The organism is Corallococcus macrosporus DSM 14697 (genome assembly GCF_002305895.1).
In the GTDB taxonomy this organism is placed as follows: domain Bacteria; phylum Myxococcota; class Myxococcia; order Myxococcales; family Myxococcaceae; genus Myxococcus; species Myxococcus macrosporus.
This window is the reverse complement of sequence record NZ_CP022203.1, coordinates 6400862-6413800: the sequence shown is the minus strand read 5'-3', so window position 1 is coordinate 6413800 and position 12939 is coordinate 6400862. Positions and strand designations below refer to the sequence as shown.

Genomic DNA, 12939 nt, shown 5'->3' with positions numbered 1-12939 from the left:
GCGGGGGATGTGGTGGGGCTTTGACGGATGGCGCGGCCCTTGCCATCGTCGGGGCCCGTGTCTTCGTCCGCCCGACTTGTCCTCCTCCTGTCGCTGCTCCTCCCCTGGGCCGCCCTGTCCGGGCCCGCGGCCGCCGCCAAGCGGACGTCCCGGCGCGCGGACACGGACGCGGTCATCCAGGCCGTGGTGGAGGGGGGCGCCGTCCCCGCCGCCGTCTCCCGCCTGCGCTACCTGCGCGAGGAGGCCTACGCGGCCCGGGAGCTTGCCTCCACGCTGCGCACCGTCCACGAGGAGCGGCTGCGCCGCAACCTCACCGCGGTGCTGGCGGGGCTGGGCACCCGCGCCGCCGAGCCGACCCTGGCGGGGCTGGCGTCGGACGAGGACAGCGCCGTCCGCATGTACGCCGCGCAGGGACTGGCGAGGCTCCACAGCCGCCTCACGCAGGTGGTGGTGCCCCTGCTGCAGGACAAGAGCAGCGGCGTGCGCCGCGAGGCGGCGCGGGCCCTGGGGGCCTCGCGCAACCGGAAGATGGGGGCCGTGCTGGTGAAGGCCGCCAGGACGGAGCCGGAGCTGGAGGTGCGCGCGGCCATGCTCGCCGCGGTGGGCGAGGCCGGGGACGCCAGGCAAGCTCCGGCCCTGAAGGAGTTCCTCGCCAGTGATTCGGAGAGCACCCGCTTCGCCGCCGCGCGTGGCCTGTGCCGGCTGGGCTCGCCGGAGGGCTTCGCCTTCGCGGGCAAGCTGCTCGGCTCGGAGGACCGCTTCGTGCGCAGGCAGGGGCTGGAGCTCTACGAGGGCGTCAGCGCGAAGAAGGCCGCGCCCGCGCTCAAGCCGCTGCTGGAGGACAAGGACCGCGCGCTGGCCGCCTCCGCCGCCCGCATCCTCCACGAGGGCGGGGACGCGTCGATGCTGGAGTGGCTGGTGCTGGCGTCGTGGAACGCCCAATCCGACGAGAAGCTCGCGTACGAGCGGGAGCTGGAGACGCTCCAGCTCCGGGACGACCGGCGCAAGGCCATCCTGCGCAAGGCGGGTGTCGCGCAATGAAGGGCGTCGCGGTCCTGGCCGCGGCCCTGCTGTCGCAGGCGCCCGTGGCCCCCGCTCCCGCCAGGGAGGGGGACGCCCGCCCCGGCGCGGAGGCGCTGCTCGAAGCACCGGGGGCGTCCAAGCAGCTCGCCACGGCCCGGCCGGTGAAGCCCAATGGCTGGGAGGGGCTCAGCGCGGAGCAGCGCGCCGCGCTCGTGGCCGAGGACGCGGGCGCGCCGCTCGCCGGGCGCCTGCTGCGGATGAGCGGGCGCTTCCTCAACACGCCCTACGTCCTGTCGCCGCTGGGGGAGGGCCACGGCGTGGACCCCGACCCCACCTTCCGGCTGGACGCGGTGGACTGCCTCACCTTCGTGGAGCAGTCGCTGGCGCTGAGCCTGGCGAGCCGCGAGGAGGAGGTGGCGCCGCTGTTGGAGCACATCCGCTACGCGAGCGCGCCCACCTACGAGGACCGCAACCACCTGATGGAGGCCCAGTGGCTGCCCAACAACATCCGCAAGGGCTTCCTGGCGGACGTGACGCGGCGCTACGGGGGCGGGGACGCGGTGACCGTCACGAAGTCCCTGACGAAGCTCACCTGGCAGTCGCGCTCGTCGCAGGCGCTGGGCCTGCCCAAGGCGCAGCAGGCGGTGGGCACGTACTCGCTGAACATGCTGCCCCTGGACCGGGTGATGGCGCACGCGCGCGACATCCCCTCGGGCACCATCCTGGTGGTGCTCCGGGAGGACCTGCCGCTGAAGGCCACGCGCATCACCCACCTGGGCTTCGTGGTGCAGCGCAAGAAGCGCACGTACCTGCGCCACGCGTCCCGGGGCGGCTACAACCGCGTGGTGGACGAGGACCTGGAGACGTTCCTCGCCCGCAACGGGCGCTATTCGAAGTGGAAGGTGACGGGCGTCAGCCTCTTCGAGCCGCGCCGGCCCGACGTGGCCAGCGGCGGCTCGGTGATGCGCCCGGTCCCCTGAGGTCCGCTCAGGGCGCGGGCGGCGGCGCGGCGGGCGGCTCGGTCTCCCGCTCCTCGGCTTCGGCCGCGGCGGCGGCTTCGTCGTTGGTGGCCAGCTCGCGCAGCCGCTCCTGCTCCAGCAGCGTCGCGGCGCGCACCTGCTGCTCGGCCGGCACGTGAATCTCCCACCAGGGCAGCACGTTGCCGGTGGTCAGCTTGTCCACGACGCCCGAGCGCCCGGCGCGCACCAGCACGGGGATGTTCGCGTCCTGGAGGAGCTGGGTGTAGACCTCGGCGGTGAAGGGGTCCTCCGCCGAGCCGGCGCGCACGAACACGCGCGTATCCAGCTCATGCGGCAGGGGCAGCCCCCTGCTGCGCATCTCCTCCGCGCTCACGAGGAGCGGGTTGCCTGGGCAGTCAGCGCACTGCTGGACGCTGTCCTGATACTCGGAGCCGCACCTGGCGCAGTATTTCATTGCCGTCCCTCCAGCCCGTGGGTGTCTGGAGGGAAATAGTAGGTCTGGCCTCCGCCGACGGCACCCGGGGCCCGTCACTTCGTTCAGTGGCGCGCTTCGTCACCGAGCCTGCCCACCGCGGCGCTGAGGCGCTCCACGTCAATGGGCTTGCGCAGCACCACGTCACAGTGTTCGGAGCCTTGCACCTGCGTGTAGCCCGACACGAGGATGACGCGGGCGCGCGGCTCGCGCTCCTTCACCTTCTGCGCGAGCTCGGTGCCGTTCATTCCGGGAAGGGATTCGTCCGTCACCACCACGTCGGGGTGCTCGGCCTCGAAGGCCTTCAGGCCGGCCACTCCGTCCGTGGCGGTCTTCACGTCGAACTCCGACTCCAGCAGCTCCGCCAGCAGCTCCCGGCTGTCCCCGTCGTCCTCGACCAGCAAGACCTTGATTCGCTCGTCGCCCATGCCTTGGGGAAACCCACGCGGCGGTGACGATTCGTCCCGGTCCCGCCGCGAGCGCTCCGCCGGCCTCCCGCCCGGAGAGCAGGGGAGCGGCACGAAACCTTCATTCATGGGTGGGGGGTGGCTCACCACCGGGCGTCAGGCTGCCCATGTTTGGGTCCGGAGGAAATGCCATGAAGGTGTTGCTGCGTGGAGTGCACCTGGACCTGTCGGATGCTCTCAAGTCGTATGTCGACGAACACCTGGTGCGCCATATCGAACGGTTCGCGGATGACGAGGCGGCGGAAATCGACATCTCGCTGGTGGACACCAATGGGCCCAAGGGCGGCGTGGACAAGGAGTGCCGGGTGACGGTGCGTCTGCCCGGACTCTCCTCCGTGCACGTGACGGAGACGGCGGATTCGCTGTTCCCCGCCATCGACGCGTCGCGTGACCGGCTGGAGAAGAGCCTCAAGCGCCTGCTGGAGAAGCGGCGCGATGTGCATACCAACGGCCTGCCCCAGGACGTGGCGGCCGACGTTCCCACCTACTAATCGCGGAAAGCGGCGGCACGGGCCCGGCCTCCCAGGTCGTACACCTGGCGGCCGGGCTCGTCATGTCCAGTGCCCGAATCTTGCTGGGGCCGAACGGTGAACGCTATAAGCGGAACCCTTCAACCTCGGGCTAAAAGGACGGCGATGGTCCGCCTCAAGTTCCTCGTCTTCGCATTCCTGGTCATCGGACTGGGCGTTGCTCACCTGCCGATGCTTTCGGGACCGCTGCGCGAGCGCGCCGTCGCCGGAGCGTCGGCCCAGGCCTCCGCGGGCGCAGCCGAGGTGGCGCGCCGCGTGGATGCACGTCGTGCCGAAGTGCAGTCACTGGCGCTGAAGCTCGCGGCCCTGCCGGAGGTGGTGGCCGCCGCTGTCCCGCCGCTTCCCGCGCAGCCCGCGCCCCGCAATCAGCGGGAGCGGGAGCGCGCCGAGGCGGAGGCCGCCGCCGCGCGCGCCTTCACCGCCGAGCGCTTCGCCGCGGTGCGCAGCGCCGTGGAGGCCGTGATTCCCCAGGAGCTCAAGGGCGCCGTGGTGGCCGTGGCCACCCCGGACGCGCAGTTCCACGCGGTGGCCGGCGCCGAGCCGTCCTCGGACGCGGCGAAGCTGGACGTGGCGGGCCTCGTCAAGACGGGGGCCAGCGTGGCGGAGGCCTTTGGCGCGCCGCATGCGTTCGCCGCGGTGCCGCTGTCGTGGGACGCCGGGGCGCCCGCGGTGACGCTGGTGCTGGGCGCGCCGCTGCTGGACGAAGGCGCGCTGGAGGCCGCCGTCCAGGCGTCGGGCACGGCGGCGCTGGCGCTGGTGAAGGGGGACGCGCTGGCGGGGGTGGCCGGTCCGCAGAAGCTGCTGGCGGAGGGCTCGCTGGCGAAGGTCGCCGCGGAGGCGTCCGGCGTGGTGCTGAGCACCGGCAAGCTGCTGGCGCTGGGCCCGGTGGCGCTGCCCGTCTTCACCCAGGATGACCCGCTGGGCGGGAACGCGCCGCTGATGGTGGGCGCGCGCCGGGCGGTTTCCGGCACGCCGGTGGAGGTGCTCGCCATCGCCAGCACGGAGCCGGTGCTGGGCGCGCTGGCCGCGTACCAGCAGAACGCGCTGTTCGCCCTGGCGGGCCTCCTGGGCCTGAGCCTGGTGTGGACGCTGATGATGGGCTCCGGCCGCAAGTCGGAGGGCTCGGAGGAGGCGTCCAGCAGCAGCTCGGACACGCTGAGCCTGTCGTCCGCCATGGCCTCGGCGCCCGCGCCCGCCGCCACGGCCCAGGCCCCGGCGCCCGCCGCGGCGCCCACGCCCGCCGCCGACCCGTTCGCCTTCGCGCCGGCCGCACCGGCGCCCGCGCCCGCTCCGGCGGCGGACCCGTTCGCCTTCGCCCCGCCGCCTGTCGCTCCGGCGGCTGCGCCCGCGGCGGACCCGTTCGCCTTCGCGCCCCCGGCGCCGGCGCCCGCTCCGGCGGCGGACCCGTTCGCCTTCGCGCCTCCGGCGCCCGCGCCCGCCGCGGACCCGTTCGCGCAGCAGGCGCCGCCTCCGACGGGCGATCCGTTCGCGCTGTCGCCTCCCGCGCAGGCGCCCGTGGGCGACCCGTTCGCCTTCGCTCCGCCGGCTCCGCCTCCCGCGCCTGCTCCGGCGGCGGACGCGTTCGCCTTCGCGCCCCCGCCGCCCGCGCCCGCCGCGGACCCGTTTGGTTCGGCGGAGGCGTTCCCGTTCCCCGCGCCGCCGCAGCAGCCGCCCGCGCCCATGGGGGCGATGCCGTTCGAGTCGGCCCCGGAGGCCTCGGGTGGGCCCGAGCCGCTGTCGCCCGCGGCGCCACGCCGGGGCGCGTTCGCCTTCGAGGACCAGCCCACGGCGGCGTACTCGCTCCAGCAGGCGGCGGACCCCTTCGCGCTGGCGGCCTCGCAGGCGGCCCCGGACAGCCCGGAGACGACGCGCGTGGCGGCGATTCCGCGCGAGCTGCTCCAGGCGAGCGCGCGGCCGCCGACGTCGGACGCCATCCCCATGCCTCCGCCGCGTCCCGCCGCGCAGGCCGCGATTCCGCTGCCGGGCGCGGGCAACTCCGCGGTGGCGCTCACCGACGAGCAGCACTTCCAGGAGGTCTTCCGTGAGTTCCTCACCACCCGCGAGCGGTGTGGCGAGGCGGCGGACGGCCTGACGTACGACAAGTTCGTGCAGAAGCTCCGCAAGAACAAGGAGCAGCTCGTCCAGAAGTACGCGTGCAAGACGGTGCGCTTCCAGGTCTACGTGAAGGAAGGCAAGGCGGCCCTCAAGGCCACCCCCGTCAAGGACTGAGGCCGCGCGCGGCCCCTGGCCGCCGCTGAAGTGTCGAAGGCCCGTGGTCTCCTGGGAGACCGCGGGCCTTTTCGTCAGGGCCGAGCAGGATGCCGTCCGTCAGCGCTTCGTGGACCTCGCGGAGCGCGGCGCCCGAGTCACGCCGCGCGCGGCAGCACCAGGCTGAAGCGCGCGCCCTGGCCGGGCGCTCCGCCCACCTCCAGCTTGCCGCCGTGCTCCTGGAGGATGCGCGCGGCGATGGCCAGCCCCAGGCCCGTGCCGCCGTCCTTGGTGGTGAAGTAGGGTTCGAAGACGCGCGCGCGGTGCTCCAGGGGGATGCCGGGGCCGCTGTCCTCCACCTCGACGATGGCGTCGGCTTCGGTGGAGCGCACGCGCACGCGCAGGGTGCCCCCGCTGGACACCATGGCCTCCTCGGCGTTCTTCACCAGGTTCACCAGCACCTGGGTGAGCTGGTCCCGGTCCGCCCGCGCCAGCACGCCCGTCTGGAGCGTGGGCAGAATCTGGATGCCGGGCGGCGGCGTGGCGTACAGCGCCAGCACGCTCTGGGCCAGCTCCCCCAGGTCCACGGGCGCGAGCTGGGGCTTGGGCAGCCGCGCGAAGTGGCTGAACTCGTCGACGATGCGGCGCAGCCGGTCCACCTCTTCCAGCACCACGCCCGCGCTCTCCTTGAACATGTCCGGGAAGCGCGGGTGCCTCGCCTCCTGCGCGGCCTGGAGCGTCTCCAGCGACATGCGGATGGGCGTCAGCGGGTTCTTGATTTCGTGCGCCAGCCGCCGCGCCACCTCCTGCCACGCGGCGATGCGCTCGCTGGCCATCAGCCGCTCGGTGGTGGCCTTGAGCTCGGACGTCATGCGGTTGAACGTCCGCACCAGCTCGCCCACCTCGCCGCTGGCCTCCACCGTCACCTGCGACTCCAACGCGCCCTCCGCCACGCGCCGGGCGCCCTCGGTGAGGGCCTCCACCGGCCGCGTCATCCACCGCGACACCAGCAGGCCCAGCAGCACCGCGAAGGTGCCGCCGAGTGCCGCCAGCAGGAGGAAGGCGCGCATGACGCCCTGCTCCGCCTCGCGCGCGGCCGCGCGGCTGAAGACGAACCGCACCGTGGCCGCTTCTCCCAGCGGCAGCGACTTCGTCACCGTCGGCGGCTCGGCGGTGCCCGCGCTGGCCAGGGCCGCGTCACCCGCCAGCAGCGTCACCTGCGTCTGGGTGAGCCGGGCCAGGTGCTGCGCCAGGCCTTCATCGAGCAGCACGCCGCCCACGGCCCACAGCCGCAGGTCCCCGAAGTCCACCGGGCGCGCGGTGACGAGCGCGGGGAGCTGTCGGAGCCCGGAGGCCGTGCGCACCTCCACGCGCACCGGCACCGGCCGGGGGGATTGCTGCTGGGTGACGGCGAAGAGGACGGGGTCCGGGTCCCCCCGGCGCGCGGGCAGGTGGCCGGAGGAGAGCACCGTGCCGTCGCGGTCGAAGAGCGCCAGCACGCTCAGGCCCCGGCTCTTCATCAGGCCCTCGGCGGTGCCCGCCTGGATGGCGCGGGTGGGGCGCTCGCGGGCCTCGCGGGCCAGGTCCTCCATGATGGTGCTGTCCACCAGCTCCTCCACCGCGCGGCGGGCGGTGGCGCCGGAGCGCTCCAAGGACTCCTGCGCGGACGCGGTGGCCGCCTCCATGCGCGCGTCCAGCTCGCGCGACAGCGTGTCGCGCAAGCGGGTGAGGGTGGGGGGGACCACGACGGCGAGCGGAACCAGGGCCAGCAGGGCGAAGGCGAGCGCCAGCCGCGTCCTCAAGCGCATGCCGGTCTCCTCAAGGACGTCCTCCCATGGCCGTCCCCTCGGTGGGCAGGACGTGCAGCCCGTCCAGCCAGGGCAGGCCTTGCGCGTCCATCATCACCCCGCCCACCTCCGGAGCGAAGCGCATTCCCAGCCCCTGCACGTAGAGGGGCACCAGGGGCACGGACGCGGCCAGGGCCAGGGCCCGCTCCTTCGCCCGCGCGTCTCGCGCCGCGGAGGACGGGAGCGAGCCGATGACGGGCAGCTCCACGCCCAGCAAGTCCTTGCGCCCGCCCGCGTCCAGCACCACCGCCAGCGCGGGGCCGGGGACGGGCGGCAGCAGCAGCGCGTGCAGCATCAGCTCGAAGTCACCCTGGGCCCAGCGGGCGCGCAGGGCGGCGCGGGGGAGCGCCTCCAGCGCCACGGTGTAGCCGCGCTCGTGCAGCCTCACCTGGATGCGCTCCGCCACCGCGCGCTGGTCCGCCACCGACGCGTCGTAGCGCAGCGTCACCGTGCGCGCGGGCCTCGCCGGAGGCGCGGAGGGGCGGGGGCGCGCGGGCGCGTCCAGCAGGGCCGGCGGCAGCAGGTGCGGCATGGGCTGCGCGGGCGCCTGGACGAAGAGGCGCGTCAGGTCCTCGCGGTCGATGGCGCTCTCCACGGCCTGCCGGAAGTCCGGTGGCAGCCGCCGGGGAGAGAAGGCCAGGAAGGTGGCGTAGAGCGGCGTGCCGGCGGTGGTGTCCGTCTCCGACGCGACGCCCAGCTCCACCTGGACCTGGCGGGCGGACCACAGCCGGGAGAGGCCGCGCTGGTCCGTGGCGGTGAGCAGCAGCCGGTCCAGGTACGGGCGCCCCTGGGGCCACGCCGTCTGGGCCTCCAGGGCCCCGCGCCCCGCCGCGGTGAAGGGCCCCAGGGCGGAGGCGGAGGTGGGCGGCGCCAGCGCCGGGTGGCACAGCGCGCGCTCCAGGTCCGGCCAGGGGTAGGCCAGCGTCAGCTCCAGCGTGGCCCCCCGAGGCGTGAGCTGCCGCGCCTCGCCGCGCAGCGGATGGAGGAGGGCCCGGTAGGGGGACGCGCCCTCGGTGCTGGCCAGCCGCATCCACGCGCGCGCGAGCGCGTTGGCGGACGCGGCGCCGGGCAGGGTGAGGCGCAGGGACTGGGGCGTGGGACGCGCCAGCGCCTGGGCGAGCGCGGGCGCGACGCCGCCGTCCCGCGTGGCCCGGCACACCGGCTGGGACAGCAGGCCCAGCAGCGTGGCTTCCAGGGGCGTGTCGGCGAGCGCGGGCTCGGCCACTTCCGGCGGGCCATCATGGGCGACGCGCAGCTCACCGCCATAGCGGGGGCGGCCGGCGGCCTGGGCGGACGCGGACGCGAGCAGCGCGACGCAGGCGAGGGTGGTGCGCAGCCTCATGGGGCCCCCTGGCGCAGGAGGAACAGCTCGCTGGTGCCGTCCGGCTTCCAGAGGCCCACGATGACCTCGCGGCGCTGGTCGCCGTCCAGGCGGGCCGTCACCACGTACAGCGCGCGGCCCGCGGGCAGGGCCCCCTGCCACAGCGGCTCCTGCGTGCCGGGGTCGTCCCCGGTGGTGCCGTGCACGCGCAGCACGTCGGGCGACGGAGACAGTTGGGGCGAGGTGGTGATGAGCTCCGGCACGCCGTCTCCGTCCAGGTCGCCCAGCGCGCTGCCCGCGCCCAGGTTCGTCCACCGCGCCGGCGCCGCGCCCGCGTGTGCATAGAAAGCCGCGGAGCCGTCCGGGTGGACGAACAGCAGCCGCTGCGAGTCCAGGCTCGCGGTGGTGAAGGGCGCGGGCACCGTCAGCGTGCGGCCCTCCGCCAGCCTCACGGCCGGGGCGAAGGCCGTCTGCCCTGGGACGAAGGTTCCCCGCTCGGCGGCGCCCAGGGGCGCCAGGTCCAGCGTCCCCACCGCGCGCAGGCGGGCGTGGGCCTTGTCCAGCGCCAGCAGCTCGCCGTGCGCATGGCGCGTGCTCCACGCGGCCACCCGGGGCGGACCCGGCACGAGGGCCAGCGCGCCGAACGGCTCCCGGGTGGTGGCGTGCGAGGCGGGCAGGGCGTCCAGCTCCCGGCGCGCGACGAGGCGGCCCTCGGCGTCGAAGACGGAGACGTCCCGCTCCGTGAGGGCCACCACCTCGTCGCGTCCGTCGCCGTCCAGGTCCCCCGCGGCGAGCGCGGCCAGCGGCTGCTCCAGCCGCGCCAGCGTCACGCCCAGCAGCCGGAGGCTCCGCGGGCCCGCGTCCGGAGGCGCCGTGGGCGGGGTGCCTCCACCTTCCAGCGCGAGCGCCAGCACCGCCGCGTCCGCGGGCACCGTCTCCACCAACGTGGCGGCGGGTCTGGGCGGGCGCGTGGGCGCGCGGCCGGACCAGAAGTTCACCCAGGTGCCGAGCACGTCGCCCCGGGCGCGCAGCGCGCCGCCCGCCACGTCCAGCGAGAGCCGCACCAGCGTCCGGGCGCCCTGGGCGCGCGCCAGCGACTCGGCGGCGTCGGCCGTGGGCGCATCCAGCACCACGGGGGCCAGGCCCGCGGAGGAGAGCTGCGACGCGAGCACCGTGCTCACCGCGCGGCGAAGCTCGGCGGAGCCGCCCGTGACATACACCGCCACGGGCGCCTCCACGCCGCGCTGCGCGCGCACGGCCCCCGTCACCTGCCGGGCCAGCCGGGGAATGGCGGCGGGGGTGTCGGAGGCAGCGGGCGCCGCTCGCGCCAGGAGCGCGGCCAGCGCCGGGGCCCACAACCAGGCGCGGGCGTGGCTCACAAGCCCCGCCTGTTGCCGTCGTCGAGGAAGAACTGGTCGGTGGTCACCTGCCCCGGCGGCGGCGCCTCCGCGGTGGGCTGCGTGCCTTCGAGGAAGGGCTCCAGCCGGCCCGGGACGGAGTTGCCCGCCAGCAGCCCGCTGATGGGGTCGATGCGCACCTGCACGACGCCGGGCGGCACCTCGAACTCCCGCGTGGGCAGCCCTTCGTGGGCCACGCGCATGAACTGGAGCCAGATGGGCAGCGCGGCGCGGCCACCCGTCTCCCTGCCCCCCAGCGGCGCGTTGTCGTCGAAGCCCACCCACGCGCTGGCCACCCAGTCCGCGGTGTAGCCGGAGAACCACGTGTCGCGGGACTGCTGGGTGGTGCCCGTCTTGCCCGCGGCGGGGCGCTCCAGCGCGAGCACGGCCCGGCCCGAGCCGTCCTCCACCACGCTGCGCATCAGCGACGTGGTGAGGTAGGCCACCGCGGGCGGCAGCGTCTCCTCGAAGGCGGGCTGGTGCTCCTCCAGCACCTTGCCGTGCGCGTCCCGCACGCGCAGCAGCATCAGCGGCTCCGCGTAGCGGCCGCTGGCCTGGAGGGTGGCGTAGGCGTTGGCCGCCTCCAGCATGGTGACTTCCCCCGTGCCCAGCGCCAGCGTGAGGTTCTCCGGCAGCGGCGAGTGGATGCCGGCCCGGCGCGCGAAGTCGATGGCGGTGGCCGGAGTGAGCGCCTCGATGAGCCGCACGGACACCGTGTTCTTCGACTTGGTCAGCGCCTCGCGCAGCGTCATCGGGCCCTGGAACTGGCGGTCGTAGTTCTGCGGCTTCCACGTCTTGCCCGTGTACGGGTCGCGCACGGCCTCGGGGGCGTCGTTGACCTTGGACAGCGGCGTGTACCGCCCGCTGCCCATGGCGGCGGCGTAGAGGAACGGCTTGAACGACGAGCCCGGCTGCCGCTTCGCCTGGGTGGCGCGGTTGAAGGACGAGCGCTCCGCGTCATAGCCGCCCACCAGCGCCACCACGTGCCGGTTCTCCGGGCGGATGACCACCAGCCCGCCCTGCACCTCGGGCACCTGGTCCAGCGTCGCCTCCACGAAGGCCGGCGCGGGCGGCGCCTTGAGCACGCGCACGAAGACGAGCTCGCCCTCGGTGAAGACGTCGGAGATCTTCTTCGGTGCGCCCTTGCCCTTCCGCCGGGCCCAGGTGACGGACGCGAAGGGCACCTCGGCGGTGCGGCCCACCAGGTCCACGCGCGCCACCTTGCGCTTGTCGTCCACGAGCATCACGTAGCCGGTGAGGCGCAGGCCCTCCTCCATGGGCTTGAGGCGCACGGACTGCGCCAGGAGCTGGTCCGGGGACAGCGGCGCCTCGTCCTCGGGCGTCAGGTCCGGGCGCTGCTCCTCGGCGCCTTCCTCCTCCAGCGGGTCCACCACGGCCCCCGCCGCCTCGGGCGGCTTCGGCGCTTCCTTCTCCACCTTGGCCAGCGGCGACAGGTCCGCGACGTAGCCCTGGTCCTTCTGCCGGCGCCCCGCTTCCTCGATGCGCGTGGCGATGAGCGCCCGGTAGCGCTCCCACTGCCCCTTCTCCAGCGCCCCACGGGGACCGCGGTAGCCCTGGCGCCGGTCCACCGCCTCCAGGCCTTCCCGCACCGCCTCCTCCGCCGCGAGCTGGAGCCTGGGCACCATGGCGATGTCCACGCGCAGCCCGCCCTCCATCACCACCTGTTCGCCGTAGCGGGCGATGAGGGTGCGGCGAATCTCCTCCGTGTAGTACGGCCCCACCGCCTTGCCGCGACGGGGCGCCAGGACGATGGGCTGCTCCTTCTCCGCCTCCGCCACGTCCGCGGACACGAAGCCGTTGCGCGCCATCTGGTCCAGCACGTAGCGCTGCCGCGACTTCGCCCGCGTCATGTTCGTCACCGGGTTGATGCGGTGCGGGAGCTGCACGGTGCCCGCGAGCACCGCGGCCTCGCCCACGTTCAGCGCCTTGGCGTGCTTGCCGAAGTAGTAGAGGGCGGCCTCCTCCAGGCCGTAGCGGCGCTGCCCGTAGTAGGACTGGTTGATGTAGAGCGAGAGAATCTGGTCCTTGGTGAGCGCCTCCTCCACGCGCGGCGTGAGGATCCACTCGCGCGCCTTGCGGGAGAACTTCCGCTCGGGCGTCAGGAGCAGGTTCTTCACCACCTGCTGGGTGATGGTGGACGCGCCGGACTTGCGGCTGTTGGGGATGAGGTTCTTGATGGCCGCGCGGGTGATGCCGAAGAAGTCCAGGCCCTCGTGCTTGTAGAAGTCCGCGTCCTCGGCGGCCAGGAAGGCGTTGCGGACGTGGGGCGGCAAATCCTCCACGCGAATCAACGTGCGCCGCTCGCGCGCGAACTCGGCGCAGATGCTGCCGTCAGCGCACGTCACCTTGGTGACCTGCGGCGGCTGGTAGTCGCGGAGCGCGTCCACGGAGGGCAGGTCCTGGCTGTAGTACACGTAGCCGCCCACCACTGTGAGGGCGCCGAGCACCAGGCACACGAGGCCGGTGATGAGCAGCCGCTTCGTCCAGCGCCAGAGCCGGGCACCGAACCCCGGGCGCGAGGGCGGCGCGGGGGGAGTGGGTGTGGAGGTTTCGGACGAAGAGGGCATCTGGGGAGCCGTGGTCATTACGCTGGAAGGGGAGGCCGCAGGTTAGACCGGGGGACCCTGAACGGGAACCGCTCTGGAGGCCCGCCCGGCGCGGGGCCTCCAGGCA

At 74.4% G+C, this 12939-nt stretch carries 10 protein-coding genes; 4 read left to right on the top strand and 6 right to left on the bottom strand.

Annotated features, from left to right (window positions below):
- Nucleotides 1-57 precede the first annotated feature (57 nt).
- Nucleotides 58-1041: a HEAT repeat domain-containing protein gene (locus MYMAC_RS25605; protein ID WP_275663015.1), complete on the top strand. Its 984-nt coding sequence runs from the start codon at nucleotides 58-60 to the stop codon at nucleotides 1039-1041.
- Nucleotides 1038-2003 carry an N-acetylmuramoyl-L-alanine amidase-like domain-containing protein gene (locus tag MYMAC_RS25600; protein ID WP_095959988.1) on the top strand — a complete coding sequence of 322 codons (966 nt, stop codon included), beginning with the start codon at nucleotides 1038-1040 and terminating at the stop codon, nucleotides 2001-2003. The genes MYMAC_RS25605 and MYMAC_RS25600 overlap by 4 nt, the downstream gene beginning before the upstream one ends.
- Before the next feature lie 7 nt (nucleotides 2004-2010).
- On the opposite strand, the gene MYMAC_RS25595 is transcribed toward MYMAC_RS25600, so the two are convergent.
- On the bottom strand, nucleotides 2011-2457 hold the full coding sequence (locus tag MYMAC_RS25595; RefSeq protein ID WP_043711943.1) for a putative signal transducing protein: 447 nt from the start codon (nucleotides 2455-2457) through the stop codon (nucleotides 2011-2013).
- Between the two features lie 83 nt (nucleotides 2458-2540).
- Nucleotides 2541-2903 (bottom strand): response regulator, encoded by a 363-nt coding sequence (locus MYMAC_RS25590; protein WP_013941750.1) that lies wholly within the window; start codon nucleotides 2901-2903, stop codon nucleotides 2541-2543.
- Nucleotides 2904-3073: 170 nt separating this feature from the next.
- On the opposite strand from MYMAC_RS25590, the gene hpf reads away from it, so the two are divergent.
- Nucleotides 3074-3433 (top strand): ribosome hibernation-promoting factor, HPF/YfiA family, encoded by a 360-nt coding sequence (gene hpf / locus MYMAC_RS25585; protein ID WP_013941749.1) that lies wholly within the window; start codon nucleotides 3074-3076, stop codon nucleotides 3431-3433.
- A gap of 144 nt (nucleotides 3434-3577) precedes the next feature.
- On the top strand, nucleotides 3578-5701 hold the full coding sequence (locus MYMAC_RS25580; RefSeq protein WP_095959987.1) for an MXAN_5187 family protein: 2124 nt from the start codon (nucleotides 3578-3580) through the stop codon (nucleotides 5699-5701).
- Nucleotides 5702-5838: 137 nt separating this feature from the next.
- On the opposite strand, the gene MYMAC_RS25575 is transcribed toward MYMAC_RS25580, so the two are convergent.
- From MYMAC_RS25575 to MYMAC_RS25560, 4 genes are read right to left on the bottom strand one after another with little or no spacing between them, the layout of a single operon-like run.
- Nucleotides 5839-7488, bottom strand: coding sequence for an ATP-binding protein (locus MYMAC_RS25575; protein ID WP_095959986.1), 1650 nt, complete (start codon nucleotides 7486-7488; stop codon nucleotides 5839-5841).
- A 10-nt stretch (nucleotides 7489-7498) separates the two neighbouring features.
- The gene (locus MYMAC_RS25570) at nucleotides 7499-8869 is read right to left on the bottom strand and encodes a periplasmic substrate-binding domain-containing protein (RefSeq protein WP_095959985.1); all 1371 of its coding nucleotides are present in this window, start codon (nucleotides 8867-8869) and stop codon (nucleotides 7499-7501) included.
- On the bottom strand, nucleotides 8866-10227 hold the full coding sequence (locus MYMAC_RS25565) for an FG-GAP repeat domain-containing protein (RefSeq protein WP_095959984.1): 1362 nt from the start codon (nucleotides 10225-10227) through the stop codon (nucleotides 8866-8868). Before MYMAC_RS25565 ends, MYMAC_RS25570 begins: the two co-directional genes overlap by 4 nt.
- On the bottom strand, nucleotides 10224-12851 hold the full coding sequence (locus MYMAC_RS25560; protein WP_239989012.1) for a penicillin-binding protein 1A: 2628 nt from the start codon (nucleotides 12849-12851) through the stop codon (nucleotides 10224-10226). The genes MYMAC_RS25565 and MYMAC_RS25560 overlap by 4 nt, the downstream gene beginning before the upstream one ends.
- Nucleotides 12852-12939: the final 88 nt, after the last annotated feature.